The organism is Primorskyibacter marinus, assembly GCF_003313245.1.
Lineage (GTDB): Bacteria > Pseudomonadota > Alphaproteobacteria > Rhodobacterales > Rhodobacteraceae > Primorskyibacter > Primorskyibacter marinus.
Window position 1 is genome coordinate 32,512 of sequence record NZ_QJSD01000014.1, and the last position, 25,294, is coordinate 57,805.

At 61.3% G+C, this 25,294-nt stretch carries 25 protein-coding genes and 1 tRNA gene; 17 read left to right on the forward strand and 9 right to left on the reverse strand.

All coding sequences use genetic code 11. The annotated features are described in order from the left end of the window. Window positions 1-138: 138 nt before the first annotated feature. Window positions 139-1,560 (reverse strand): metalloprotease TldD, encoded by a 1,422-nt coding sequence (gene tldD, locus DMZ65_RS14870; protein ID WP_116599667.1) that lies wholly within the window; start codon window positions 1,558-1,560, stop codon window positions 139-141. A 179-nt stretch (window positions 1,561-1,739) separates the two neighbouring features. Between tldD and coxB the strand changes: the two genes are divergently transcribed. The 9 genes from coxB (at window position 1,740) to DMZ65_RS14910 (ending at window position 9,225) form a co-directional block, all read left to right on the forward strand. Then, a complete protein-coding gene (gene coxB / locus DMZ65_RS14875) occupies window positions 1,740-2,624 on the forward strand; it encodes a cytochrome c oxidase subunit II (RefSeq protein ID WP_116599668.1) in 885 nt (294 codons plus the stop codon). A gap of 80 nt (window positions 2,625-2,704) precedes the next feature. After that, window positions 2,705-3,646: a heme o synthase gene (gene cyoE / locus DMZ65_RS14880; protein ID WP_116599669.1), complete on the forward strand. Its 942-nt coding sequence runs from the start codon at window positions 2,705-2,707 to the stop codon at window positions 3,644-3,646. Then, window positions 3,643-3,804, forward strand: a complete 162-nt coding sequence (locus tag DMZ65_RS19730) for a cytochrome c oxidase system small membrane protein (RefSeq protein WP_179141489.1) — start codon at window positions 3,643-3,645, stop codon at window positions 3,802-3,804. The genes cyoE and DMZ65_RS19730 overlap by 4 nt, the downstream gene beginning before the upstream one ends. Next, entirely contained in the window at window positions 3,804-4,388 is a 585-nt protein-coding gene (locus tag DMZ65_RS14885) for a cytochrome c oxidase assembly protein (RefSeq protein WP_116599670.1), read from the forward strand. The genes DMZ65_RS19730 and DMZ65_RS14885 overlap by 1 nt, the downstream gene beginning before the upstream one ends. A 22-nt stretch (window positions 4,389-4,410) precedes the next feature. Continuing rightward, window positions 4,411-5,211 carry a cytochrome c oxidase subunit 3 gene (locus DMZ65_RS14890; RefSeq protein WP_116599671.1) on the forward strand — a complete coding sequence of 267 codons (801 nt, stop codon included), beginning with the start codon at window positions 4,411-4,413 and terminating at the stop codon, window positions 5,209-5,211. A gap of 99 nt (window positions 5,212-5,310) precedes the next feature. Then, on the forward strand, window positions 5,311-5,997 hold the full coding sequence (locus DMZ65_RS14895; protein ID WP_232825011.1) for an SURF1 family protein: 687 nt from the start codon (window positions 5,311-5,313) through the stop codon (window positions 5,995-5,997). Beyond that, window positions 5,994-7,382 carry a threonine synthase gene (gene thrC / locus DMZ65_RS14900; protein WP_116599672.1) on the forward strand — a complete coding sequence of 463 codons (1,389 nt, stop codon included), beginning with the start codon at window positions 5,994-5,996 and terminating at the stop codon, window positions 7,380-7,382. The genes DMZ65_RS14895 and thrC overlap by 4 nt, the downstream gene beginning before the upstream one ends. After that, the gene (locus DMZ65_RS14905; RefSeq protein ID WP_116599673.1) at window positions 7,379-8,641 is read left to right on the forward strand and encodes a M16 family metallopeptidase; all 1,263 of its coding nucleotides are present in this window, start codon (window positions 7,379-7,381) and stop codon (window positions 8,639-8,641) included. The genes thrC and DMZ65_RS14905 overlap by 4 nt, the downstream gene beginning before the upstream one ends. After that, window positions 8,641-9,225 carry a GNAT family N-acetyltransferase gene (locus DMZ65_RS14910; protein ID WP_084353347.1) on the forward strand — a complete coding sequence of 195 codons (585 nt, stop codon included), beginning with the start codon at window positions 8,641-8,643 and terminating at the stop codon, window positions 9,223-9,225. The genes DMZ65_RS14905 and DMZ65_RS14910 overlap by 1 nt, the downstream gene beginning before the upstream one ends. Before the next feature lie 240 nt (window positions 9,226-9,465). Here DMZ65_RS14910 and DMZ65_RS14915 read toward each other — a convergent pair whose 3' ends face one another. Beyond that, complete coding sequence (locus tag DMZ65_RS14915) at window positions 9,466-9,825, reverse strand: YnfA family protein (protein ID WP_116599674.1); 360 nt, start codon at window positions 9,823-9,825, stop codon at window positions 9,466-9,468. Next, the gene (locus DMZ65_RS14920; protein WP_116599675.1) at window positions 9,792-10,220 is read right to left on the reverse strand and encodes a MerR family transcriptional regulator; all 429 of its coding nucleotides are present in this window, start codon (window positions 10,218-10,220) and stop codon (window positions 9,792-9,794) included. Before DMZ65_RS14920 ends, DMZ65_RS14915 begins: the two co-directional genes overlap by 34 nt. A gap of 407 nt (window positions 10,221-10,627) precedes the next feature. On the opposite strand from DMZ65_RS14920, the gene DMZ65_RS14925 reads away from it, so the two are divergent. The 5 genes from DMZ65_RS14925 to DMZ65_RS14945 all read left to right on the forward strand — a co-directional run bounded on the left by DMZ65_RS14925 (window position 10,628) and on the right by DMZ65_RS14945 (window position 16,574). Then, window positions 10,628-12,931, forward strand: a complete 2,304-nt coding sequence (locus DMZ65_RS14925) for a heavy metal translocating P-type ATPase (RefSeq protein ID WP_232825012.1) — start codon at window positions 10,628-10,630, stop codon at window positions 12,929-12,931. Beyond that, complete coding sequence (locus tag DMZ65_RS14930) at window positions 12,928-13,395, forward strand: DUF411 domain-containing protein (protein ID WP_116599676.1); 468 nt, start codon at window positions 12,928-12,930, stop codon at window positions 13,393-13,395. Before DMZ65_RS14925 ends, DMZ65_RS14930 begins: the two co-directional genes overlap by 4 nt. Before the next feature lie 346 nt (window positions 13,396-13,741). Further along, window positions 13,742-15,157, forward strand: coding sequence for an FAD-binding oxidoreductase (locus tag DMZ65_RS14935; RefSeq protein ID WP_116599677.1), 1,416 nt, complete (start codon window positions 13,742-13,744; stop codon window positions 15,155-15,157). 52 nt (window positions 15,158-15,209) lie between these two features. Continuing rightward, window positions 15,210-16,169, forward strand: coding sequence for a hypothetical protein (locus DMZ65_RS14940; protein WP_157960639.1), 960 nt, complete (start codon window positions 15,210-15,212; stop codon window positions 16,167-16,169). Window positions 16,170-16,497: 328 nt separating this feature from the next. Then, a tRNA-Met gene (locus DMZ65_RS14945) sits at window positions 16,498-16,574 on the forward strand. 302 nt (window positions 16,575-16,876) lie between these two features. On the opposite strand, the gene DMZ65_RS14950 is transcribed toward DMZ65_RS14945, so the two are convergent. After that, entirely contained in the window at window positions 16,877-17,263 is a 387-nt protein-coding gene (locus DMZ65_RS14950) for a DUF2147 domain-containing protein (protein ID WP_116599679.1), read from the reverse strand. A gap of 137 nt (window positions 17,264-17,400) precedes the next feature. On the opposite strand from DMZ65_RS14950, the gene hisA reads away from it, so the two are divergent. Next, entirely contained in the window at window positions 17,401-18,123 is a 723-nt protein-coding gene (gene hisA / locus DMZ65_RS14955) for a 1-(5-phosphoribosyl)-5-[(5-phosphoribosylamino)methylideneamino]imidazole-4-carboxamide isomerase (RefSeq protein WP_116599723.1), read from the forward strand. Here the strand turns inward: hisA and DMZ65_RS14960 are convergent. Together DMZ65_RS14960 and DMZ65_RS14965 are read right to left on the reverse strand one after the other, a co-directional pair. Continuing rightward, window positions 18,120-18,569, reverse strand: a complete 450-nt coding sequence (locus DMZ65_RS14960) for a DUF302 domain-containing protein (protein ID WP_116599680.1) — start codon at window positions 18,567-18,569, stop codon at window positions 18,120-18,122. The genes hisA and DMZ65_RS14960 overlap by 4 nt on opposite strands. Window positions 18,570-18,668: 99 nt before the next feature. Next, entirely contained in the window at window positions 18,669-19,778 is a 1,110-nt protein-coding gene (locus DMZ65_RS14965) for a THUMP domain-containing class I SAM-dependent RNA methyltransferase (protein ID WP_116599724.1), read from the reverse strand. Window positions 19,779-19,939: 161 nt separating this feature from the next. Between DMZ65_RS14965 and hisF the strand changes: the two genes are divergently transcribed. Then, window positions 19,940-20,701: an imidazole glycerol phosphate synthase subunit HisF gene (gene hisF / locus DMZ65_RS14970; RefSeq protein ID WP_116599725.1), complete on the forward strand. Its 762-nt coding sequence runs from the start codon at window positions 19,940-19,942 to the stop codon at window positions 20,699-20,701. Next, the gene (locus DMZ65_RS14975) at window positions 20,698-21,009 is read left to right on the forward strand and encodes a phosphoribosyl-ATP diphosphatase (protein WP_116599681.1); all 312 of its coding nucleotides are present in this window, start codon (window positions 20,698-20,700) and stop codon (window positions 21,007-21,009) included. The genes hisF and DMZ65_RS14975 overlap by 4 nt, the downstream gene beginning before the upstream one ends. A 60-nt stretch (window positions 21,010-21,069) precedes the next feature. Here the strand turns inward: DMZ65_RS14975 and DMZ65_RS14980 are convergent, their stop codons facing one another. From DMZ65_RS14980 to DMZ65_RS14990, 3 genes are all read right to left on the reverse strand, one after another. Next, complete coding sequence (locus DMZ65_RS14980) at window positions 21,070-21,546, reverse strand: CoA-binding protein (RefSeq protein ID WP_116599682.1); 477 nt, start codon at window positions 21,544-21,546, stop codon at window positions 21,070-21,072. A gap of 219 nt (window positions 21,547-21,765) precedes the next feature. Then, window positions 21,766-22,827 (reverse strand): T6SS phospholipase effector Tle1-like catalytic domain-containing protein, encoded by a 1,062-nt coding sequence (locus tag DMZ65_RS14985; protein WP_116599683.1) that lies wholly within the window; start codon window positions 22,825-22,827, stop codon window positions 21,766-21,768. After that, window positions 22,805-25,102, reverse strand: coding sequence for a xanthine dehydrogenase family protein molybdopterin-binding subunit (locus tag DMZ65_RS14990; protein ID WP_116599684.1), 2,298 nt, complete (start codon window positions 25,100-25,102; stop codon window positions 22,805-22,807). The genes DMZ65_RS14985 and DMZ65_RS14990 overlap by 23 nt, the downstream gene beginning before the upstream one ends. Between the last annotated feature and the right edge of the window lie 192 nt (window positions 25,103-25,294).

A 25,294-nucleotide genomic window follows, 5' to 3' on the forward strand; every position in this document is an offset into this window, starting at 1 on the left:
AAACTTAAATGCAACCGATTGAAAACAAAGGATAGTCAACTGACCTATGGTGAGGAGCAGACACCTGCCACAGCCCATAGACACACGGCCCCCCGTCCAGGCACCGCGAATCGCCACGCCTCGATCTTTCAGATCGTCCTAGGCCGCAGCGCCACCGACTGTCAGCCCACCGATCATGACCGTCGGCTGCCCCACACCTACCGGCACCCACTGCCCGGCCTTGCCGCAATTGCCCATGCCCGGATCCAGCGCCATGTCGTTGCCAAGCGCCCGGATGTTCATCAGGGCCGTGGCCCCGTCGCCGATCAGCGTCGCGCCCTTGACCGGGGCACCGACCTTGCCGTTCTTGACGCGGTAGGCCTCGGTGCAGGAGAAGACGAACTTGCCGTTGGTGATGTCCACCTGCCCACCGCCAAAGCCCACGGCCCAGATCCCGTCTTTCAGATCGCCGACGATGGCCGAAGGATCGGCCTCGCCCCCCAGCATATATGTGTTGGTCATCCGCGGCATCGGCGCATGGGCATAGCTTTCACGGCGACCGTTCCCGGTGGGAGCCACGCCCATCAGGCGCGCATTCTGCCGGTCCTGCATATAGCCCACAAGGATGCCGTCCTCGATCAGCACATTCTTGGCGGACGGTGTGCCTTCATCGTCAACCGTGATGGACCCGCGCCGGTCAGGGATCGTGCCGTCATCCAGCACCGTCACCCCCGGCGAGGCGATCCGTTGGCCCATCAACCCGGCGAAGGCAGAGCTGCCCTTGCGGTTGAAATCGCCCTCCAGCCCGTGCCCGATGGCCTCGTGCAGCAAAATACCCGGCCAGCCCGGCCCCAGCACGATGTCCATGACCCCAGCAGGTGCAGGCTCTGCCGACAGGTTGACGGTGGCGATGCGCAGGGCCTCGCGGGTTTTGGCCTGCCAGTCCGCCGGATCGAGCATTCCGTCCAGACCAAGCCGCCCACCGCCGCCTGCGGTACCGGCCTCGCGTCGGCCGGCATCCTCGACGATCACGGATACGTTCACGCGGGTCATCGGACGCGTGTCGGACACTGTCCCCCCATCGGGGCGCAGAATGGTGATCTCTTGCAGGGATGCCGCGATCGAGGCCGTAACCTGCACCACGCGCGGATCAAGTTCGCGGGCGAAGGCATCGATCTCGCGCAGCGTGTCCAGCTTCACAGGAAACGACGCGCCCGCTATCGGGTCGGCATCAGTATAAAGCCTGCGGTTGGTGTGTTGGGGCGGTTCGGCCAAAGTGCCGCCGCCATCGCCCACAGCCAGCCGAGCAGTTTCCGATGCCCGCGCAATGGCGGATTCGGAAATCTCTGTCGAATGGGCGTATCCGGCCACTTCGCCACGCACTGCGCGCAGGCCGAACCCTTCGGACGCATCATAGCTGGCGGTTTTGACCCGGCCATCGTCGAACATCAGCATTTCGGATCTGCAACGCTCCAGAAACAGCTCTCCGTCCTCGGCGCCATCAAGCGCTGTCCGCAGTTGCGCCAGCGAACGCCCCTCATCCAGCAGTGTATCAAAAGGGCGAAATGGTGTATCGGACATGGAAACCTCTGGGGAAACTTGATCTAAATCAACGAAAGCGTCTGTTTGCCGCAAGCAACTTTCTTTATCTGTCCCACAGAATATGGTTTTAAGCAGCGACAACACAATGGGGTGCCCCGCGACAGATGTTCGTGGTATCGCCCTGACCGACTAAGACACGCAACCGATCAGGGTGACACATGCGACTGAAATCCACGCTGACTGGCCTCATGGCGGCCTTTTACGCAATGCCTGCCGCCGCGCAGGACGGCCTAGAGATCATTGGCAAACCATTGCCCGGTCAAATGGGCTTTCAGCCCGCGGCGACCGAACTGGCCCGCGACCTGTTTTGGCTGGACGGGATGATTCTGATTATCATCACCGCCATCGTGGTCCTTGTAACCGGCCTGCTGTTCTACATCATTTTCCGCTACAACGAAAAATCCAACCCGACCCCGGCGAAGTTTACCCATAACTCCCCGCTGGAGATCGCCTGGACCGTTGTGCCAATCGTCATTCTGGTTTTCATCGGCGCGTTCTCGCTGCCGGTGCTGTTCAAGCAGCAGGAAATCCCCGAAGGCGACGTCACCATCAAGGTGACCGGCTACCAGTGGTACTGGGGTTATGAATATGTCGATCACGAGTTCGGCTTTGACAGCTACATGATCGGCCAGCCCGCGACCGGCGGCAATTACGTCAAAACCCCCGAGGTCGTGGCGATGCTGGAAGAAGCAGGCTATAGCGCGGATGAATTCCTGCTCGCGACGGATACTGCGGTGGTCGTACCGGTTGGCAAGACCATCGTCATGCAGGTCACCGGCGGTGACGTGATCCATTCCTGGACCATCCCGGCCTTTGGGGTAAAGCAGGACGCCGTTCCCGGCCGTTTGGCCGAACTGTGGTTCACCGCCGAGAAGGAAGGCGTCTATTTCGGCCAGTGTTCCGAGCTTTGCGGCAAGGACCACGCCTATATGCCGATCACCGTGAAGGTCGTCAGCGAAGAAGCCTACGAACAGTGGCTTCAGGGCGCTATCGAAGAATATGCAGGCAAGCCACTGTCTTATGACGTGGCAGCCGCGAACTAAGCCTGACACGGGCGGCGGACATTCCGCCGTCCCGCCCCTGCTTTGCGGACGGGCCTGCCCCCGCCGCACCGGAGACCGAGATGACCGATACGAGCATCGACAACCACGCCTATGAGAACGAAGCACAGTTTGGCGATTACTTCGCCTTGCTGAAGCCGCGCGTGATGTCGCTGGTGGTGTTCACCGCATTTGTCGGCCTGCTGGCCGCCCCCGTTCCGGTGCATCCGTTCATCGGGTTTGTGTCGATCCTTTTCATCGCCATCGGCGGCGGCGCGTCTGGCGCGCTCAACATGTGGTGGGATGCCGATATCGACGCGGTTATGAAACGTACGCGCAACCGTCCGATCCCCGCTGGCCGCGTCAGCGGCGACACGGCGCTGGCCATCGGGGTTGCTTTGGCCGCTTTTGGCGTCATCTTCCTTGGCCTCGCGTCAAACTGGGTCGCGGCGGGCCTTCTGGCCTTCACCATTTTCTTCTACGTCGTCATCTATTCCATCTGGCTGAAGCGTTGGACCCCCCAGAACATCGTGATCGGTGGCGCGGCCGGCGCATTCCCTCCGATGATCGGCTGGGCTGTTGCGACCGGCGGCATTGCGCCCGAATCAATCCTGATGTTCACCCTGATCTTCATGTGGACCCCACCGCATTTCTGGGCGCTGGCACTGTTCATGCGGTCCGATTATGACGATGCCGGCGTGCCGATGCTGACCGTGACCCACGGCCGCCGCGCCACCCGCAACCACATTCTTGGCTATACGATCCTGCTGGCGGCGCTTGCCATCGGCACCGGGTTCACCTCTGTCGGCGGGCCCGTCTATCTGTCCGTGGCCGTGGTGCTGAACGCGCTCTTCCTGAAGGGCGCGGTGGACATCTGGCGCCGCGACGAAGATATGAGCGAGGCCGACAACTTTGCGGCCGAGCGGAAATTCTTCAAGCTGTCCCTGCTGTATCTTTTCGCGCATTTCGGCGCCATTCTGATCGAAGCCGGGCTGTCCCGGTTTGGCCTTGGAGGTTGGGCATGAGCTTTGGTCAACAACATGAAATCCACAAGCGCCGCTTTGGCCGCAACCTTGGTGTGGGTCTGGTGCTGGTCGCAGTGATCGCCATCGTTTTCGGCCTGACCGTGGTCAAGGTGACGCGCGGCGACTACGAAGCGCCTCGTTCGGAAGTACAAAACTGATGACCATGAATCGACAAAACAAGACCGCTGCACAGCTGGTCGGCGTCGTCGTCGTGATGGGCGCGCTGGCTTGGGCATCTGTGCCCTTTTATAACTGGTTCTGTCGCGTCACCGGCTTTGGCGGGGTGACCAATGTCGCCACTGTCGCAGGGGCCGACATTCTCGATCAGACGATCAAGATCCGGTTTGACGCCAGCACCGACCGTGACATGCCGTGGGAATTCAAGCCAATGCAACGCACGATGACGCTGCGCATCGGCGAAGAAGGTCTGGCTTTCTATGAGGCCTACAACCCCACCGACAAGCCCATCGCCGGTCAGGCCAGCTATAACGTGGCCCCCTATTCCGCTGGTAACTTCTTCTACAAGATCGAGTGTTTCTGCTTCACCGAGCAGGTCCTGCAACCCGGCGAACGCGTCGAGATGCCGGTCAATTTCTACGTCGATCCCGAAATCGTCGATGATCGCGACGCGAAGCATACGAACCACATCACCCTTTCCTATACCTTCCACCAGATCGACCTGCCCGAACAGGCGCAGGCCGCGCTGGAAGACGGTCCCGCCAACGAAAAAAACGTAAACTGAGCCAAGCCACGAGGGAAACGCAATGGCCCATGTCAAAAACCACGACTACCACATCCTGAACCCCTCGATCTGGCCCCTTCTGGGCGCCGTCGCGGGATTTGTCATGCTCTTCGGGGCGGTGCTGATGTTCCACGACAATGGCCCTTGGGTCTTTGTGATTGGCGTCGTTGCCACACTTTACGTCATGTTCGGCTGGTGGTCGGATGTCGTGGTCGAAAGCCATGTTGGCGACCACACGCCGGTTGTTGCCATCGGCCTGCGCTACGGTTTCATTTTCTTCATCACCTCCGAAGTGATGTTCTTCGCCGCTTGGTTCTGGTCGATCTTCAAACACGCCATGTACCCGATGGGTCCGCTCAGCCCTGCCGTGGACGGTATCTGGCCTCCCGCCGGGATCGAGACATTCGACCCTTGGCACCTGCCGCTGATCAACACGCTGATCCTGCTGTGTTCGGGTGCCGCGGCGACATGGGCCCACCACGCGCTTGTGCATGAGAACAACCGCGAGGACATGAAATGGGGCCTCGTCATTGCCATCGTTCTGGGCGTGCTGTTCACAATCTTCCAGGCGTACGAGTACAGCCACGCGGCCTTCGGCTTCTCGGGCAACATCTATGGCGCGAACTTCTTCATGGCGACGGGTTTTCACGGCGCGCATGTGGTGATCGGCACCATCTTCCTGTTCATCTGTCTGATACGCTTGTTGAAGGGGCATTTCACCCAGGAAAAGCATCTCGGCTTCGAAATGGCGGCCTGGTACTGGCACTTCGTTGACGTGGTCTGGCTGTTCCTCTTCGCCGTCGTCTACATCTGGGCCGGCTGAGCGTCTCGCCGATTGCGGTTGAATTCAGGCACCGCAAAGGCATAAACCAAGGCGCGTCCATCCGGGCGCGCCTTTTTTCATGGAACGGACCCGTCTTTAGTGAAGCGCCTTTATCTGACCCTGATTTTCGCTGCGGTCTGTGCCGCGATCCTGCTGTCGCTTGGCGTCTGGCAGATGCAGCGTCTGGACTGGAAACGTGGCGTGCTGTCCCGGATTGAATCCACCATTGCGGGCGATCCCATCCCCCTGCCCGTCACCCCCGACCCCAAGGCGCAAAAGTACCGCCCGGTCGATCTGCGCGGCAGTATCGGCGCGGGCGAATTGCATGTGCTGGTATCGGTCAAACGCGTTGGTGCGGGCTACCGGATCATTGCGCCCTTCACCACGGATGCGGGCCGCACCATCCTGTTGGATCGCGGTTTTGTTCCGGTCGAGGAGAAGGATCAGACCCACCGCACCGGCAAGACTCATATCATCGGGAACCTGCACTGGCCCGACGACCGCAACAGCGCAACGCCCGACAATGACATCCCCGGTAATATCTGGTTCGCGCGGGACATCGACGCGATGGCACAACAACTGGACACCGAACCGTTTCTGGTGATCGCGCGCAGCGAAACCCCCGAAGCGCCCGGTTTGACGCCGCTGCCGGTGGACATCAGCGGGATTCCGAACGATCACTTGCAATATGCCATAACGTGGTTTTCGCTGGCCGCGATCTGGCTCATCATGTCTGCCGCCTATGTGCTGCGGCTGCGCAAAGGCAAGGAAGGCCGAAGAACGTGAAATATATCTCGACACGGGGCAGCGCCCCCGCTTTGACATTCGAAGAGGCGATGCTGAGCGGGTTGGCCCGTGACGGCGGGCTATATGTGCCCGAGAGCATCCCACAGATGAGCGCCGCAGATATTCGCGCCCTGAACGGCCTGCCTTACGAGGAAATCGCCTTTCGCGTCATGCGTCCTTTCGTGGGCGACACGTTCAGCGACGAGACGTTCGCCGATCTGATCGCCAAGGCCTATGCCGGGTTCGGGCATAACGCCCGCGCGCCGCTGGTGCAGTTGGCACCCAATCATTTCCTGCTGGAACTGTTCCACGGGCCGACACTGGCCTTCAAGGACTTTGCCATGCAATTGATCGGGCAGTTGTTCGAAGAGGCGCTGACCCGGCGCGGCGAGCGTGTGACCATTGTCGGTGCCACCTCCGGCGATACCGGATCGGCGGCGATCGAAGCGTTCCGTGGCTTGGATGCGGTCGACGTTTTCATCCTGTTCCCGCATGGCCGCGTGTCCGAGGTGCAGCGCCGCCAGATGACCACACCGGCCGAATCCAACGTGCATGCGCTGGCGATGGACGGGCATTTCGATGACTGTCAGGCGCGGCTCAAGGATATGTTCAACGATTTCGACTTTAGGGACGAGGTTCGGCTGGCCGGTGTGAACTCGATCAACTGGGCGCGGGTTCTGGCGCAGGTTGTCTACTACTTCTCTTCCGCTGTCAGCCTTGGCGCGCCTGATCGCAAGATCAGCTTTACCGTGCCGACCGGCAATTTCGGCGACATCTTCGCGGGCTACATTGCCAAGCGCATGGGTCTGCCCATCGACCGGCTGGTGGTCGCGACCAACCAGAACGACATTCTGCATCGGTGTCTGACGGGGGGCGATTACCACACCTCCGAGGTGCGCCCCTCTATCAGCCCGTCGATGGATATTCAGGTATCCTCCAACTTTGAACGCGCGCTGTTTGATGCATATGGGCGCGATGGCAAGGCCGTGGCGCAACTGATGGACGAACTGAAATCGGGCGGGTTCAAAGTCAGCCAGGGCGCGCTTCAGGCGCTCGCGGAAAACTTCGATTCCGGTCGCGTGTCCGAAGAAGAAACCTTGGCCACGATCAAAACCGCCCATGCCAGCATGGGCGAACTGCTATGCCCGCATTCTGCCGTGGGCGTCAAGGTTGCCGAAGCACAGCGCGACCCGTCCACGCCGATGATCACACTGGCCACCGCGCATCCGGCTAAATTCCCTGATGCGGTCGAAAAGGCCAGCGGTATGCGTCCGGGGCTTCCCGAACGCATGGCGGACCTGTATGACCGGCCCGAACGCGTCACCCGGATTGAAAACGATCTTGGGGCCCTCGAAACCCTTATCCGCGAAAGACTTGCCAATTGACCGTCAGAACCACCACGCTTGCCAATGGCTTCCGTATCGTCACCGAACACATGCCCAGCCTGCAATCCGCGGCTATCGGTATCTGGGTGACAGCTGGCGGACGGCATGAGCGACCGGAACAGAACGGTATCGCGCATTTCCTTGAACATATGGCTTTCAAGGGGACCAAGACGCGCAGCGCCTTGAAGATCGCCGAGGAAATCGAGGATGTGGGCGGCTATATCAACGCCTATACCAGCCGCGAGGTTACCGCCTATTACGCGCGTGTGCTGAAGGCCGATGTGCCACTGGCGATGGATGTGATCGCGGATATTCTGCTCAACCCGGTTTTCGATGCCAAGGAAATCGAGATCGAGCGTGGCGTGATCTTGCAGGAAATCGGCCAGTCGCATGACACGCCGGACGATGTGATCTTTGACTGGTTGCAGGAACGGGCCTACCCCGATCAGCCGATGGGCCGCACCATTCTGGGCGAGGTTGACCGCGTCAGCGGGTTCAGCCGGGACGATCTGGCGGGCTTCGTGAACGAACATTACGGCCCCGACCAGATGATCCTGTCCGCCGCCGGTGCCGTGGACCATGACGCCATCGTTGCCATGGCCGAGGATCTTTTTGGCGATCTCAAGCCGCGCAATGCGGCCGTCGCGGTGCCTGCACGCTTCTCGGGGGGGGATTTCCGCCGCGACAAGGATCTGGAACAGGCGCATTTCGCACTGGCATTCGAATCGCCCGGCTACCGCGATGACAGCATCTATACCGCGCAGATCTGGTCTGTGGCGCTTGGCGGCGGCATGTCCTCGCGCCTGTTTCAGGAAATCCGCGAAAAGCGCGGGCTGTGCTACACGATCTTTGCGCAGACCGGTGCCTATGCCGATACCGGCATGACCACGATCTATGCCGGCACCAGTGGCGAACAGTTGGGCGAATTGATCGGGCTGACGATTGACGAATTGAAGCGCGCCGCGGACGACATGACGCAGGCCGAGGTCGAACGTGCCCGCGCGCAGATGAAGGCCGGCATGTTGATGGGGCTGGAAAGCCCGTCCTCACGCGCCGAACGTCATGCACGGATGATCCAGATCTGGGGGCGCATCCCCCCGCTGGAAGAAACCGTGGCGCGGATAGAGGCCGTGACCCTGCCGAATGTGCGCGACTTTGCAGGTGCCATCGCCAGCTCTGCCCCTACCGCGCTGGCGCTTTACGGGCCGATCGGCACCGCGCCGACGATCGATGACTTGCAGGCCCGCCGGGTGGCCTGATGCTGCTGTCCCGGCGCAAGGTCAGGATAGAGACCGAAAGACTGACCCTGCGCCCGCCGCAGCATTCGGATTTCAATGCCTGGACATCCCTGCGCCATGACAGCGCCGATTTCCTGACGCCCTGGGAACCCACCTGGTCCAATGACCATCTCAGCCGCAAGGCATTCACGAACCGTGTCTACTGGGCGTCCCGCTCTGTTTCCGGCGGCACGGCACTGCCGATGTTCCTGATCCGGCGCGAGGATGACATGCTGCTGGGTGCCATAACACTGGACAATATCCGCCGCGGCCCGTCGCAATCGGGCACGCTTGGCTATTGGATCGGCGCACCATTTGCACGGCACGGTTATATGCGAGAGGCGATCCGGGCGATCGAGCATCACGCCTTCACCCGGATGGACCTTAGCCGGTTGGAGGCCGCCTGCCTCCCGGAAAACCTTGCGTCGCGGGCGGTGCTGGAAGGCTGCGGTTTCAAATATGAAGGCGTGGCGCAAAGCTATCTTCAGATCAACGGACGCTGGCGGACGCATGTTCTTTATTCCGCGCTGCGCATGGATCGGCGCGGCCGCACCGAAACCGGCTGACATCTTTCTTCCCGATGCATTTGCCAATAAGCTCTGGCTCTTTGGCATCCGCGATACCGCCCACCCTCTGACGTGTCGTTCGTCACAAATAAGTTCAGCAGACTTCCATTAGCGGTTCAGCGGATCCTCACGGCATGGAAGCGGTCATCCCTGATCACCCGAGCGCCCAAAAGTGCCGTTTTGGCCAGGGCGGAAGCCGTGATTGCAGCGCTATGAAACTCGGTAGATTTTTGGGCTTTGTCACCCTGCACGCGGGGCGACGAGGATCAAGCTGGCACCAATCAGGCACAGGGCTGCGCCTGCAAAATCCCAGAAATCCGGCCGTTGCCCTTCCGCACCCCACATCCAGAGGAGCGAGGCGGCGATATAGACACCCCCATAGGCCGCGAAGGCGCGCCCTGCGAAGCCAGTCTCGACCTGCGCAAGCAACCAGCCGAACAGCGCGAGGCTCGCAATGCCCGGAAGAAGCCAAAGCACGGATGCACCGCTCCGCCACCAAGCCCAGATGGCGAAGCAACCGGCGATTTCGGCCAGCGCAGCGAGCGGGTAGATGAGCGCCGCCAACGTCAGATGCCAGTCCCGTCGTGATTGGACAGGCATTCCTCATGATCGCGCAGCACCTCGAGAATGCGGCAATCGGCAACCCGGTCAGCACTGCATTCGCTGAGCATCCGTTGCAGCTCGATCCGAAGCGCCTTCAGCCGGGTGATGCGGGCCTCGACCTCCTGCAATTGTCTCTGGGCGACCGCGTCGATCTGCGCGCAGGATCGTTCAGGGCTGTCCGAAAGGTCCAGCAACTCCCGAATTGCCTCAAGAGAAAATCCGAGTTCGCGGGAGTGGCGGATGAACGCGAGACGATCAAGCCCCGCGTTGCCGTACCGGCGCTGACCGCCTTCGGTCCGCCCCGGCTCCGGCATCAAGCCGATTTGTTCGTAGTAACGGATCGTCTGTACTTTCGCGCCGGTCCGCTTGGCAAGTGTGCCGATCGACAACATGGGAAGCCTCCTGATTGCTACAGCCATTGTAGATTTCGTCGCTCGGACAGGCAAGGGTTTCACGAACAGGTTATTTGCATGTTTGCGATCAGAAAAGAGCCTGAACCTCAGGCTGCTGTAGCTTCTATGCAAGCGTCAAAATGAGAAACCGCAAAGCATTCTGAGCAGATGACGAGACTTCAGAAAGGTTTATGTGCGGCCGTCGCTGTCGCCGCGCCAGACGCGGCGGGACTGGCCGCCCTCTACCCGAACGAGTGGGGCGATGGATACGCAGCAGGGCGGCACCGATCGATCTTCGGGAGAGGACGGGTCAGGTTATTTATCAAGAAACTGGAATTCTGCCTTGAACCTATAGTTGCTGTAGATCGTATATCGGGTTCCGACGGGAATCACGATGGAGAGATACAATGTCGGACGGCGGGGCAGCACAGCGCGAATGGCGGGTGACGGGCATGGATTGCGGGGCCTGCGCCGCAAAGGTCCGGGGCGCGGTCGAGCGTCTGCCGGGCGTCGAAGGTGTCGATGTCGCGCTTATGGCCGAACGGCTTCGTCTGACACTGGATGCCGATCAGACCTCCCCCGAACGAATTGAGAAGGCGGTGCGTGATGTGGGATTCGGCATCGCGCCCAAGGGTGCGCGGCCGGAGAAACCAAAGGGAGGCTTTGTCCTGCCGGACGGGGCGTTCCCCGGTGCGGAAGAAGACCCGGAGCCGGAGGATGACAACACGGCAGGAACCGAGACCGTCCCGACACCGTCGTGGTATCAGACATCCAAGGGCCGCCTGGTGCTTGGCACCGGCGCATTGCTCGCGGCGGCTTGGGCGTCGCGTCTCGTGGTGCCTGCCGAAATCGCGCATTGGGCCTTCGTTCTTGCCACGCTGATCGGGCTTGTCCCCGTGGCGCAGCGGGCCTTTGCCATGACGCGGGCCGGTATGCCTTTCACCATCGAGATGCTGATGACGATCGCCGCCGGTGGTGCGCTGGTGATCGGCGAGCCGGAAGAAGCCGCGCTCGTCGTCTTTCTCTTCGCTGTCGGGGAACTCCTGGAAGGCGTCTCGGCCGGCAAGGCACGCGACAGCATCCGCGCCTTGTCGAAGCTTGTGCCAAAGACAGCGCGGCTTGAGGTGGGCGGCAAGACGCGGGAGGTATCGGCAGAAAGGCTTCAAGTGGGCCAGATCGTTCAGGTGCGCCCCGGCGACCGCGTGCCCTGCGACGGTGAGGTCATCAACGGAACATCAGGCGTCGACGAAAGCCCGGTGACGGGGGAGAGCGTCCCGATCCTCAAGGAGCCGGGTGCCGAGGTCTATGCCGGGTCGATCAATGCCGAGGCGCTGCTGCGTGTGCGGGTTACAAAAGCGGCCGAAGACAATACCATCGCCCGCATCGTGCGGCTGGTCGAGGAGGCCGAGAGCGCCCGTGCGCCGACCGAGCGTTTCATCGACCGCTTCAGCCGGGTTTACATGCCGGCCGTTGTCGGGGCCGCGCTATTGGTCGCGATCGTCCCGCCGCTGGCTTTCGGGCAAGAGTGGGGCGAGTGGATTTACCGCGCACTTGCGCTTCTGCTGATTGGCTGCCCCTGCGCGCTGGTAATATCAGTGCCGGCTTCTATCACCTCGGCGCTGTCCACCGGGGCACGCAATGGCCTTCTGATGAAGGGCGGCGCGGTGATCGAAGCGGCTGCGCGGATCACCCATGTCGCCTTTGACAAGACCGGAACGTTGACGCATGGCAAGCCTCGGGTGACGGATGTGTCCGTTCTGACCGGGGGCGAAGACGACCTGATGGCCCTTGCGGCCAGTGTCGAGGCCGGCGCGAGCCATCCGCTGGGCCAAGCGATCTGCGCAGAGGCGGAGCGACGAGGCATCGACGTGGCCGCGACCACCGACAGCCGGGCACTGCCCGGAAAGGGCGCGGAAGCGTCGATCGACGGCGTGACCGTCTGCGTGGGGTCGCCGCGGCTTGCAGAGGAGCGCGCTGCGATAGATGACATCCTTCGGCGTCGCGTTGCGGCGCTGGAAGCCGAGGGCAAGACAGTGGTGATCGTGCTGCGGGACAACGTGCCCCAGGGCCTGATCGCGCTGAGGGATGAACCGCGCGCCGATGCGGCGGACGCGGTGGCGCAGCTTCGCAGGCTCGGCATCTCGTCTGTCATGCTGACCGGGGACAATTCCCGCACCGCCCAGGCCATCGCCGAGGGGCTTGGCATCGAACAGCGCTCGGAACTCATGCCAGAGGACAAGGTCACAGCCATCCGCGAGCTGACGTCCGACGCAAGGGTGATGATGATCGGCGACGGGATCAACGACGCGCCTGCGCTGGCCGCCGCCCATGTCGGGGTCGCCATGGGGTCGGGCACCGACGTGGCGCTGGAAACGGCCGATGGCGCGATCCTGCGCAACCGCGTGACGGACGTGCCGGGAAAGATCCGGCTTGCCCGTGCCACCATGTCGAACATCCGCCAGAACATCGCCATAGCCCTTGGGCTGAAGGCGGTCTTCCTCGTGACCACCGTGCTTGGTATAACGGGCCTCTGGATCGCGATCCTCGCCGATACCGGCGCTACGGTTCTGGTGACGATGAACGCCCTGCGACTTTTGTTTTTTCGACCTTCGGACCCGAGAGATATGGTAGGGTCAGCCACAAAACAGACACCGGATACAGATCACAAGACTGCATCCGTAACCACTCCACTTGAAAGGAAAAACACATGACCCTTACCCGTCGCGCCATGATGGCCAGCGCTGCGAGCTTTGCCGCCGCGACAGCAACTGCCGGGCTGGCACAGGACGCGCTGTCGATTCACGTCATGAAGGACCCGAATTGCGGCTGCTGCACGGCATGGATCAAGATCTTGCGCGAAGATGGCTTCACAGTCACCACCGAGCGCAGCTTCGGCACCCTCCTGATCCGGCACAAGCTCGATAGCGGCATCCCCCAGAAGATGACGTCCTGCCATACCGGCGAAATCGAGGGCTACATGATCGAAGGGCACGTCCCGACGGCCGACATTCGCAGGCTTCTTGCAGAGCGCCCCGAAGCCGTCGGTCTTGCAGTGCCGGGCATGCCCTACGGATCGCCGGGCATGGGACCAGAGGATGCGCGCGAAGCCTATGATGTTTTCCTGATCCGCAAAGACGGCAGCACCGAGGTGTTCACCCACTACGAGGCCGCGTGAGAAAACGGCTGTCACCGTTAGGATGCCAGGCCGTTTTGATTGCGTACAATTGCGGCGAAAGACTGGGAGGTTCCGCATCACTGCCGCTGGCCCTGTTAATGTCCACATCCGCCTCGGTGCCTTTGGCCTTCACCCCCGGTAGACGGTCATGCGGAGGGGTACGGTGCATTTCCGGCCCCACATCAATCTGCACGCAGGACGTTCCGGGATTTGCCGCACAGTTCCTGTTTTCCTGCTGACGACCGTGTAGGCGGATGTCCAACCCAGCGGTGGCAAGCGCATCGACTCTGCTTGTAGCACTCGGGCGGTTTGGTAAAGATGACCCAGCAAACACCGGGGGACTATCATGCTGAACGCGGCCGATGCGGAATTTGTCGACCAGCTTGCGCAGGGCTTGCCTGAGGGCACCCTGCGCCCCGCAGAGCCGCGCTATCTGGAAGAGCCGCGCGGTGCTTGGGTGGGCACGTCCGAATGGGTCGCCCTGCCCCGCACCGTCGAAGAGGTCGCGACGATCCTGCGCGCCTGTCAGGCCGCACGGGTGGGCATTGTGCCATACGGCGGCGGCACCGGGCTCGTCGGTGGACAGGTGTCCGGTGACGGTCCGCAAACGCTGGTCCTGTCACTGGAACGCATGTCCGCGATCCGCGCCGTCCACCCACAGGAAAACGTCCTGATCGCCGAAGCTGGCGCGACCTTGGCCGATGTGCAAGCCGCCGCAGAGTCCGGGTCGCGGTTGTTTCCGCTGTCGCTGGCGTCAGAAGGCACCGCGCGGATTGGCGGAAATCTGTCGACCAATGCGGGCGGCGTGAACGTGCTGCGCTATGGCAATGCCCGCGATCTCTGCCTGGGGCTGGAGGCGGTCCTGCCCGACGGTCAAATCTGGCACGGGCTCCGGCGGCTGCGCAAAGACAACACCGGCTATGATCTGCGCCATCTTCTGATCGGGGCCGAAGGCACGTTGGGCATCATCACCGCCGCCGCGCTGAAACTGTCGCCCGTCCCTGCCGGGCGCGGAACCGCGATCATGGCGGTGCGCGATCCCGCATCCGCATTGGCGTTGCTGTCGCTGGCTCGTGACCAGATCGGCGAAGCCGTCAGCGCCTTTGAGCTGATCGACCGCACCGGCACCGATTTCCTTGCCGAAAAGATGCCGGATGTCCGCCTGCCCTTTGACCCGATGCCCGCATGGATGGTCCTGATAGAAGTGGGCCTGCCGCGCGGATTGGTCCCCTCGGAAGCGCTGGAAGAGCTGTTCGTGGCCGCATTCGAGGCCGATCTGGTCACCGATGGGCTGGTCGCGCAGTCGGATACACAACGTGCCGAGTTCTGGACGATGCGCGAATCCATTCCGCTGGCCAACCGGCAGATCGGCGCGATTGCCAGCCACGACATCTCTGTCCCTTTGGGCGCTTTGCCTGAATTTATCACCCGCGGCCGCAAAGCCATTGCCGCCATGGGCGATTTCCGGGTGAATTGCTTTGGCCATGTCGGAGACGGCAATCTGCATTTCAACATCTTCCCGCCAAAAGGCCGAAACAAGGCCGAATTTGCCCATCGGAAACAAGCCTTGACCCGCGCCGTCCATGACCTTGTGCATGACATGGAAGGCTCGGTCAGTGCCGAGCATGGCATCGGGCGTCTGAAGGTCGATGATCTGGCCTGCTACGGCGACCCGGCGAAACTGTCGGCGATGCGCGCCATAAAATCCGCGCTGGACCCGGCAGGTATTCTGAACCCCGGCGCGGTACTGCCAAAGACATGAGACGCGCATCCTTCCAGCAGCTTTGCCACCACACGCACGGCTAGCAGGACGGTTGTTCGCTCTGTTCGCCTTGTATAAGGTTGGGCGTGGATTTAGGAACCGATTAACAGTCGGTTCAATCGTAAGGAACATGGTCATGTTAGCGCGTTTAGGCTTGAAAAAGAGCGTTACGACAGAAGAGCCGAATGACGAATGGTTCGACGCCTTTCAAGTCAATCCTCGGGCCTTGATTTTCAGCAAGCAGCGGGTCGTCGTTTCCTTCTCCCCAAAATCGGCATGCTCGCATGTGGTGACGTGGTTCTTTCTGAAAGAGCGCCTGTTGGCGGCTGCGAACTACTATCATCCCTGGCCGCATAATTTCCGCACCAAGGTCTATTATGACAGTGCGCAATTTAGACGGCGGCGCAATGCACTTCTGGCCAACGGGCAACAGGACTGGACCTTGATCAAGGTCACGCGCGACCCGGTAAAGCGTCTTGTCGCGATTCTAAGACATGCTGTCAGATATCCCATTGCGGACGAAATTGCATTGCAGCACGGGATCAATATCAAGCGTGACGGCCTGTCTTTGCGAGAATTCGGCGGGATCCTGAAAACAGTGGATCTGACGCGGGCGGCGCGACAGGTGGATACTCATCTTTGCTCTCAGATCCATCCGATATGGGACATGCCATTTGGCCGGACAATTACGTTGAACCTGGACGAAGTATCCCTGAACGATGGCTTGAACGACATTGAACGGAGCCTTGGGCTGGAGGTCACGAATTTCTCCGCCCATCCCAAATTCGACGAAATCAGAGAGAGCCATTACGTCAATAATGACCAGGATCTCGATACCGAGCAGCCCCCGGAAGACGTGAAGTTCCGTCGCAATCAGGTAGAGCGCAGGTTCCCGAAAACGGTGCTTCAGAAACTGCCCTATACAAGCGAGCTGGCGCATCATCTCTATCCCGATGACTTTTCGCAGGTCGTCACCAATGACACCAAAGGTGAATTGTTCCGGTCCAGGTAGCCGCAGCCCCATCTCCGGCTGCGATCCACCGATCTGCCCAACAGAATATCCGGTAGATGCCTGGTGCCATGTAACAGCGCCTGTTTATTCTGGTGGACAAGTCCTGATTTCCGAACACCGCCATCGAGCTAATGCGGAAAAACCGGAAAGGCATCCTTGTTTGTCAGGCAGCCCGAGCTTGGTGCGAACCGGGCATCGCATTGATGCCCCGTTCTTTGTCACCTGCGTCGCAATTTGGCTGTCTTTTGCTCGGGCAGAAAAACCCGTCTTGCAGGGCCAAAAAGACGCTTGACGCCCTCCGAGTGCTGCACTACCTAGCGTCCACCGTGGCGGAGTAGCTCAGCCGGTTAGAGCAGCGGAATCATAATCCGCGTGTCGGGGGTTCAAGTCCCTCCTCCGCTACCATTTCATTCTACATCATGGATGTTAACTGCAAAGCTTGCGGGTGGGACACACTTACAAGGACGATCATCCTATTTATCCCTGCCAGACATGGCGGTTACCACTTTCGCTGGCCTCTGCCCTACCCGGTGGACGGCGCACGAGGTTCGGTTCGGGAATCGAATCCCGGACCCAGCCCCATGATGCTGTCACCAATCGCCCCCGCTCAGCCTCTCAATGCCTGACGACGCCCTGTCCATTGCAATGGACAGGGCGATCTTTTGGCACCGCGTACAGGGGTCTTGTCTGAATAGAATTACGTCGGCTCAGTTCACCCGGCTCCAGGTTTGCCCCCGGCAGATGCCCAGAACGCAGCCCTCTACCTTGAGCGAACTGCCATTCAGCTGCATTCTGGAGTTGTAGGTCTTGTCACGGTCAGGTGCCCAGATCTTACCACCGGCATATTTGCCGTTGCCCTTGGCCTGCATCGCCCAGATCATCCGCTTGCCGATATTGGGCGAACTGACTTTCTTGCCCGATTTGTCATAGCCCTGCCCCAACACGCCGCAAATCTCGGTGCCGCAGGTGCTGATCTTGACCAGACCGAAATTACCGTTGTCGTCGGGCTGGGTTTTCCAGGTGCCCTCGACCGGATCTGCCAATGCCGTCCCCGCGACCAGTGCAAGTGCAGCGGCCAATGCCATCGTTCTCATCTCGTGATCCTCCCTGAGTGATGGGACAATCCTGACGTGGCAAAGCGGCGTTGATCAAGTCTGACGTCAGGTCGCGTTGCATTCTGTCCGTCCCCGGTGCAAAAGCCGAACCGGAACAGACAGACAGGAAGACGCAGATGATCCTTTATCCCGCCATCGACCTCAAGGACGGCCAGGCCGTGCGGCTTTTGCGCGGGGATATGGAGAAATCCACCGTTTTCAACGACGACCCCGCCGCGCAGGCGATGGAATTTGTCGAGGCTGGCTGTGAATGGCTGCATCTGGTGGATCTGAACGGTGCCTTCGCGGGCGAGCCGGTGAATGCCGCAGCGGTCGAGGCGATTCTCGCGCGCACCAAGGTGCCAGCACAGCTGGGTGGCGGGATTCGCGACATGGCCACGATCGAGCGTTGGCTGGAACGTGGCCTTGCCCGCGTCATCCTTGGGACGGTCGCCGTGGAAAACCCCGCGCTGGTGCGCGAGGCAGCCGCCGCCTTCCCCGGCAAGGTCGCCGTGGGCATTGATGCGCGCAACGGACGTGTCGCCACCAAGGGCTGGGCCGAGGAAACCGATGTCATGGTCACCGACCTCGCGCGCAGTTTCGAGGACGCCGGCGTCGCCGCGATCATCTACACCGACATCAATCGCGACGGTGCAATGCAGGGCCCGAATATCGAGGCCACTGCGGCACTGGCCCGCGCCGTATCCATCCCGGTGATCGCCAGCGGCGGCGTGTCGTCATTGGAAGATCTTATCGCGCTGCGCGACTGCGGGGCCGATCTGAACGGCGCAATTTCGGGCCGTGCACTTTATGACGGGGCGCTTGACCTGAAAGCAGCCCTCACGGCGCTGAAGGCCTAGTTGCCAGCGGCGGCTGATGTCAGCTTGGCCAGCGCGCCGGTCATCATCTTCACATATTCGGCACCGTCGGGAATGGACAAATCGTCCAGCATTTCGTCGGGATCTTCATAGGCCAGCCAGACCTGGCCTTCGCCGTCCTTGTAGACCAACACCCGCAGCGGCAGATACAGTCCCGCCAACGCGTCATCCTGCATGGCAGGCGTACCAAGCTTGGGATTGCCGAAGATCAGCAGTTGCTCGTCTTCCAGTGCCATGTCGACCGAGGCCGCCCCCGCCGCATGATCCACCCGCGCAAAGACGGTGGCCCCAGCCCCCGTCACCGCCTCTTCCAGCCGGTCCATCGTTGTGGCGACATCCCCGGCCGCCTGCACTTTGATAATATCGTCATCACTGGCGAGGGCGGGAAATGCGACAAGGCAGAAGGCGGCAGCAAGCATGTGTTTCATAAAGCACTCCGATGGCTGTAAAACTTGTCCCTATCGTCGTGTAACCGCAGACACCTGCACAGCAACAATCTCGTGAGACGGCGTTTAAGCGGATTGCCGCTAACGCAACGGCCCCGTCCGAAACAGCCTCACCTTCAGCCCTCCGAACGACACCGGCGCACCCTGCGGTGCGAATGGCAGTCCGGTCGCTTTCGCCAACCCGGCTTCGCTGGTCACGATACCGACGCGCCAGCCCGCGAACCTCTCTTTCAGCACCTGTCCCAAGGAACCGTAAAGCCCGTAAAGCAGCTTTTTATTGCCAATACGTCCACCATAGGGCGGATTGACCATCACCAGCCCCTTTGCCCCCTCGGGCGGCTCCAGCGCGCTGATTGGCTGGCACTTGAACTGCGTCAAGACAGAGACCCCGGCCCGTGCTGCATTGGCCTCGCTCATCCGGATCGCGCCTGCATCCCGGTCGAAGCCGAAATACCGCACCGGCCCGTCAGCGACGTCGCAAGGCCCGCGCATTGCAGCAAATGCCTCGGCGTCAAAGCCTGCGAACTTCTCGAAGGCAAACGCCCGCGAACGGCCAGGCAGCAGACCAGCGGACCATTCTGCCGCCTCAATCGGAAACGTGCCCGATCCGCACATCGGATCAACCACTGGCTCTGTCCCGTCATAGCCGCATTGCCGCAGAAACAGCGCCGCCAATGTCTCGCGCATCGGTGCCTTGCCGACAGCCTCCTTATGGCCACGCTTGTGCAGGGCATCGCCAGAGGTATCGACGGAAAAGCCACAGAAATTATCCTCGATCCGGGCGAGCACCCGCACCGGCGCATCTTCCGTCACCGGCGCGCCAAGCTCTTCGGTGATCGCCCGCACGATCCGTTCGCTGGCCGCCCCTGCATGATAGATCTTCGACCGGCGGCAGGTGACCTCGACCTTCACGGGCACATCCGCGCGCAAGACATCCCCCCAAGGAAATTTGCGCGCCCGCTTGTCCAGTTGTGCCAGATGGAAGACCGGAAACCCGCCAATCCGTGCCAGCACCCGCCCGGCACCCCGCAGCGCAAGATTGGCCCGCCAGACATCGGCCCAGCCACCCTGAAAGCTCACGCCCCCCGGCACGGCCTCCAGCGGACCAAATCCCAGCGCGCCAGCTTCCTCAGCCAGCACCTCTTCCAAACCCGGCGCTGCGGCCAGAAAAATCTCGAACGTGTTTTCCATATCGCTGCCATAGATCAATCGCCCTGCCCCCGCGACAGGTTTTTCACGCGGCGAACCAACACCAGCCGCCTGCAAGGCCGCAGCAGATCGTGGGGCAAGCCGGGCAATCGGCGTGTTTTCCGCGCTTGCCGCCCGCCCTGCCCCCGCGTATGACAACGCCCATGTTGAAGACACGCATCATTCCCTGCCTTGACGTGGCCGACGGCCGTGTGGTCAAAGGCGTCAACTTCGTCGACCTGCGCGACGCCGGAGATCCGGTCGATGCCGCCCGCGCCTATGACGCGGCCGGAGCCGACGAGATCTGCTTTCTTGACATCCACGCCACCCATGAAAACCGCGGCACGATGTTCGACGTGGTTACCCGCACGGCAGAACACTGCTTCATCCCCCTGACGGTCGGCGGTGGCGTCAGGACCGCTGCCGATGTGCGCGCGCTGCTGCTCGCCGGTGCCGACAAGGTCAGCTTCAACTCCGCTGCCGTGGCCGATCCGGATGTCGTGGCCCGCGCGGCGGACCAGTTCGGCAGCCAGTGCATCGTCGTGGCCATCGACGCCAAGACGGTGGCCCCCGGCAAATGGGAGATTTTCACCCATGGCGGCCGCCGCCCCACCGGCATAGATGCCGTGGATTTCGCCCGCACCGTCACCGAAAAAGGCGCGGGTGAGATTCTGCTCACCTCGATGGACCGTGACGGCACCCGTTCGGGTTTCAACCTACCCCTGACGCGCGCCATCTCGGATGCCGTGTCTGTCCCGGTGATCGCCTCGGGCGGCGTCGGCTCGCTCGACCACCTTGTCGAAGGCGTCACATTGGGCGGAGCTTCCGCCGTTCTGGCCGCCTCGATCTTCCATTTCGGCGACTACACGATCGCCGAGGCCAAGGCCCATATGGCCGCAGCCGGTATACCAATGAGGCTGCCATGACCCTCGACGATCTGGCCACGATAATCGCGGCACGCGCCCAAGCGGATCCGGAAAGCTCCTGGACGGCCAGACTGCTCGCCAAAGGGCCTGAAAAATGCGCCGAGAAATTCGGCGAAGAGGCGATAGAGGCCATCATCGAAGCCACCAAGGACGACAAACTGCGCCTCACATCCGAAGCCGCGGATGTCCTCTTTCATCTCCTGGTCATGCTTCAGTCGCGCGACGTGCCGCTCGCGGATGTCATGGCAGAACTGGAGCGGCGGCAAAGCACTTCCGGTATTACCGAAAAAGCGTCGCGGTCCAAGTAACACAAGACGGGACGGCGGGCGGGGCGCCTTCCGGCTTTGCCGGAACAGCGGCGCACGACGTCACGTCAGTTTTGACGACAAAATCCCGGTATTGAACCCGCCCATACGCAACTCACCGAACAATCGCTGGTATTCGATTTTCGGACAACGGTTCATGATCACATCACACCCGGCCGCTCGGGCGGCAGTTGCAGCCTCCGCATGCTGCACACCGATCTGCATCCAGACCGTGCGCAGCGCGGGCAACACCTGAAGCGCCTCTTCAACGATGTCGGGCACCGCCTCTGAACGACGAAATATATCAAACATATCGACTGGTTCTTTGATCTCTGACAGCGATGCCCGCACCGTTGCACCAAAAAGCTGTTTACCAACATGGCCGGGATTCACGGGAATCACCTGAAATCCCTTCAGCGCCAGATAGCGTGCAACATAGTGGCTGGGCCGCACCGGATTGGGCGACACCCCGACCACCGCGATGGTTTTCGTCCGGGTCAGTATCTCTTTCAGAAAGGCGTCGGAATATGTTTCACTCATACGCCCAAGCTACCGTCATCATCGTGCCGACAAAAGTCGAAAAAGAAAAGGCGCTCAAGAACCAGTCTTGAGCGCCAGTAGCGGAACGAGGGACAGTGTAAAAGAGCTTCGGGGTTCCGGCCCGTGCTCTTGATACAGTAGATAGGCAACAGGCTGAAAATTATAAGGACCATTCAAGGAAATGTGATTGACACCTGAATCCCGGCACTTCGCGAACGATCAGATGGCCTGCGCTTCGCCCGGATGCGCAGGATCACCTGGTGCCCCCACCGACTCGTGCAGACGCTCCGAAGCGTCCCGTCCGACCTTGCGCGCCCTGCGGAACCAAAACAGCTTTCCCGTCCCGTTCCATGTCCCGACAGAGGGTGCCGAAGCATCGCATGGAAAACGCGCGCGCCAACCTTCCGGTAATGGCAGACCGCACGCTTCGGCCCGGCCCAACATCCAAACCAGCGGAATATTCGACAAAGGCCGTGACGCGATATGCCCATTCAATTGTCCGCCGACATCGCCATGGGTGCCGCGAAACCAGACCTGTTCGACCTTGCCCGGCCAATCCGGCGGACTTGTCCACAAAACCGGCGCATAGGCATGACGGGTCTCGTTCAGCGCCAGCGCGTGATAGCCATGCCGGATACTCGTGCCCAGTTCATGATTGTGGAACCCGTTCTTATCCTCGATCCAGCGCCACAACACCGGCAACCTCAGGCCAAGCGCCTTGACCGTATCCCACACGCCGATCATCTCGATCGGGGCTTGCGGATGGCAATGGGCCTGACCGAACGACCGGGTGACCGGGCCTGCCGGATCGCTTTCGTAAAGCCTGTAGATCGTGCGGATGTTCCGGACTGTCGCCTCTTCGGCGCGCAGCAAACCAACGCGGTCGATCAGACCCGCCAAAGACCGCACCGCATAGGCACCGCGCGAATAGCCGAACAGAAAGATCCTGTCTCCCGGTCTGTAGCGCGACGCCAGAAACCCGTAAGCCCTTCGGATCTGGCGGTTTATGCCGCGCCCGGTCAGAACATCCGCAGTGCTGCGCCATTCCTGCCACTGAATGCCTGCCTCGTAGTAAAGCGACAGCTGGCCGTTCATCTCTTCCAATAGACGGTAGGTGATGCCGGCATTGGTTTCTGCGCCGGGAACCAAGGACGACATCGTACCGTCCAGAACGATCACATGCGTGCGAATCCCACGCCGGGCGCTCAACGCCGAATGATCGGCCCGGAACGTCCGGCGTAGCCAGGTTACGAATCTGTCACTCAGCCGCGATGGCCACATCGTTCAACATTTCCCATACTCTGTGCGGCGTGAAGGGCATGTCGGCCTGACGTACCCCGCGCTGCCACAATGCATCCTGCACCGCATTGGCCACAGCGGCCATTGCACCGACGGTTCCCGCCTCTCCACATCCTTTCATCCCCATCGGGTTGGCCGTCGATGGCACCGGACGTGTCGAGAAGGAAATCATCGGGACATTGTCGGCCCGTGGCACCGCATAGTCCATGAACGTCGCCGTGAGCAGTTGCCCATCCTCGTCGTAAACGACGCGCTCCGTGATCGCCTGACCAAGCCCCTGAGCCACCCCGCCATGCACTTGCCCTTCGGCCAGCATCGGGTTGATCAGATTGCCGAAATCATCGACCACGGTGTAGTGATCCACCTGCACATCACCGGTTTCGGGGTCAATTTCGACCTCGGCAATATGCGCGCCATTCGGATAGGACCGTCCCGGCAATTCGTCGCGCGCGTCATGCCGCAGCAGATCATCGCGCCCCGCATCGCGCGCCATCCGGGCCACTTCCAGCATGGTCGGCGTCACGTTTGAGCCTTCGGCGCGGAACTGCATATCGTCAAAGCTGACATCCTCCGCATCGACGCCCAGCTTTTCGGCCAGAAACGCGGAAAACTCCGTCACGATCTTTGCAACTGCGGTCAGCGTCACGTTCGCCTGCGTGGTGACAGAGCGTGACCCGCCCGTGCCGCCGCCCTTGGCAATCAGATCACTGTCACCTTGCACAACGCGGATCTGATCGGCCGGAATGCCAGACTGGTCTGACAGAAACTGCGCATAGACAGTTTCATGCCCCTGACCGTTCGACTGGGTTCCGACAAACAGGGTCACGCTGCCATCCTCCTCGAATTCCACTCTGGCGCCTTCGGAAGGATCCCCCAAAATACTTTCGATATAGTAACAGATGCCCATCCCGCGCAGCCGCCCCTTGGCTTCGGACGCGGCCCGGCGCGCGGCAAACCCCGCCTGATCGGCCTCTTCCACGGCTCTGTCCAGAAGCTTGGCAAACTCGCCGACGTCATAAAGTTCGCCGGTGGCGGTCTTGTAGGGAAACGATGCCTCGGGAATGAAATTGCGTCTGCGCAACTCTATCGGGTCAATATCCAGCTCGCGCGCGGCGCGGTCCATCAGACGCTCCAGCAGGTAGATCGCCTCGGGCCGTCCGGCACCGCGATAGGCGTCAACCGGCGCGGTATTGGTGAAATAGCCTTCGGCGCGCAGCCAAGTGTTCTGAACGTCATAGGTGCCCATCAACACGCGGCCGAACAGAAAGGTCTGGATAGCCTGGGCGAATTGCGAATTGTAAGCACCGAGGTTGAATTTGCTATGCACCCGGTAGGCGGTGATCTTGAGATTCTCGTCAAAGGCCAGCTCGCCCAGGCTGACCAGATCGCGACCGCCATTATCCGACAGCATCGCCTCTGTCCGGTCCGACATCCAGCGCACCGGGCGGCCCAGCGTCTTGGCGGCAAAGGCCACGACATGATATTCGGGATAGGCAAACCCCTTCATCCCGAAGCCACCGCCGACATCCGGGTTGGTCACGCGCACCTTGTCCTCGGGCAGGCCAAACGCCTTGGACAGCAGGTCCTTCTGCCCCCAGACGCCCTGCCCGTTGACCGAGACATGGAGCTTGTCATCGTCCCATTCGGCGAAACATCCGCGCGGCTCCATCGAGCAGACCATGATCCGGTTGTCGGGCACCTCAAGACTGACGACATGGGCGGCAGCCTCAAACGCCGCGTTGCAGGCGTCTTCATCGCCCAGCCCGTAATCCAGCGCCCGGTTGTCCGGTGTCTCGTCATGGATCGCCACCTCGCCCGGCGCACAGGCCATCTGGGCGGGCAATTCGTCATAGTCCAATTCGATCAGCTCTGCCGCGTCCTTGGCCTGTTCAAGCGTATCGGCGACCACCATCGCCACGGCCTCGCCGACATGGCGCAGCTTGCCACGCGCCAGCACCGGACGTTCGGGTGCGGCACCGTCCGTACCATCGCGATTGGGCTGCGTGGCACCGGGAATGTGAACATCCAGCCCACCATCCAGCAGATCCTGAACGGTCAGCACCGCATGCACACCATCCGCATTGCGCGCCTCATCCACATTCAACGTGGTGATTGTGGCATGCGCGACGGGCGACCGAAAGACATGCGCAAACAGCGCCCCTTCCGGGGCTATATCATCGACATAGCGGCCCTGCCCTGTCAGGAACCGGACGTCCTCGACACGTTTGACTGGCTGACTCTTGCCAAATTTATCCATATCCCATTCTCCCGATGGCGTCCGTTACTGTTTGTGGGCGAGACTAATCACTGCGCGCAAACTGTCCAGCCCCGCACCGCGGGAAGGCGGTTCCGGGCACCTGCGCGCAGGGATGCAAAGATCGTGAGGTGCCCCGGCATATATCAGTGATCTACCACGAAGCGGGCTGGCAATCGCTTATGCATAGGGGCA

Bases quoted from the DNA above. Each gene is read 5' to 3' on its own strand.
- DMZ65_RS14965 (WP_116599724.1), bottom strand. From the start codon at position 19,778: ATGGAAAACACGTTCGAGATTTTTCTGGCCGCAGCGCCGGGTTTGGAA.
- DMZ65_RS14915 (WP_116599674.1), bottom strand. From the start codon at position 9,825: ATGCCTGTCCAATCACGACGGGACTGGCATCTGACGTTGGCGGCGCTC.
- DMZ65_RS14980 (WP_116599682.1), bottom strand. From the start codon at position 21,546: ATGAGTGAAACATATTCCGACGCCTTTCTGAAAGAGATACTGACCCGG.
- DMZ65_RS14925 (WP_232825012.1), top strand. From the start codon at position 10,628: ATGTCGGACGGCGGGGCAGCACAGCGCGAATGGCGGGTGACGGGCATG.
- hisA (WP_116599723.1), top strand. From the start codon at position 17,401: ATGATCCTTTATCCCGCCATCGACCTCAAGGACGGCCAGGCCGTGCGG.
- DMZ65_RS14920 (WP_116599675.1), bottom strand. From the start codon at position 10,220: ATGTTGTCGATCGGCACACTTGCCAAGCGGACCGGCGCGAAAGTACAG.
- DMZ65_RS14990 (WP_116599684.1), bottom strand. From the start codon at position 25,102: ATGGATAAATTTGGCAAGAGTCAGCCAGTCAAACGTGTCGAGGACGTC.
- DMZ65_RS14975 (WP_116599681.1), top strand. From the start codon at position 20,698: ATGACCCTCGACGATCTGGCCACGATAATCGCGGCACGCGCCCAAGCG.
- DMZ65_RS14960 (WP_116599680.1), bottom strand. From the start codon at position 18,569: ATGAAACACATGCTTGCTGCCGCCTTCTGCCTTGTCGCATTTCCCGCC.
- DMZ65_RS14950 (WP_116599679.1), bottom strand. From the start codon at position 17,263: ATGAGAACGATGGCATTGGCCGCTGCACTTGCACTGGTCGCGGGGACG.
- DMZ65_RS14885 (WP_116599670.1), top strand. From the start codon at position 3,804: ATGACCATGAATCGACAAAACAAGACCGCTGCACAGCTGGTCGGCGTC.
- DMZ65_RS14985 (WP_116599683.1), bottom strand. From the start codon at position 22,827: ATGTGGCCATCGCGGCTGAGTGACAGATTCGTAACCTGGCTACGCCGG.
- coxB (WP_116599668.1), top strand. From the start codon at position 1,740: ATGCGACTGAAATCCACGCTGACTGGCCTCATGGCGGCCTTTTACGCA.
- hisF (WP_116599725.1), top strand. From the start codon at position 19,940: ATGTTGAAGACACGCATCATTCCCTGCCTTGACGTGGCCGACGGCCGT.
- DMZ65_RS14890 (WP_116599671.1), top strand. From the start codon at position 4,411: ATGGCCCATGTCAAAAACCACGACTACCACATCCTGAACCCCTCGATC.
- DMZ65_RS14930 (WP_116599676.1), top strand. From the start codon at position 12,928: ATGACCCTTACCCGTCGCGCCATGATGGCCAGCGCTGCGAGCTTTGCC.
- DMZ65_RS14910 (WP_084353347.1), top strand. From the start codon at position 8,641: ATGCTGCTGTCCCGGCGCAAGGTCAGGATAGAGACCGAAAGACTGACC.
- DMZ65_RS19730 (WP_179141489.1), top strand. From the start codon at position 3,643: ATGAGCTTTGGTCAACAACATGAAATCCACAAGCGCCGCTTTGGCCGC.
- DMZ65_RS14935 (WP_116599677.1), top strand. From the start codon at position 13,742: ATGCTGAACGCGGCCGATGCGGAATTTGTCGACCAGCTTGCGCAGGGC.
- tldD (WP_116599667.1), bottom strand. From the start codon at position 1,560: ATGTCCGATACACCATTTCGCCCTTTTGATACACTGCTGGATGAGGGG.
- cyoE (WP_116599669.1), top strand. From the start codon at position 2,705: ATGACCGATACGAGCATCGACAACCACGCCTATGAGAACGAAGCACAG.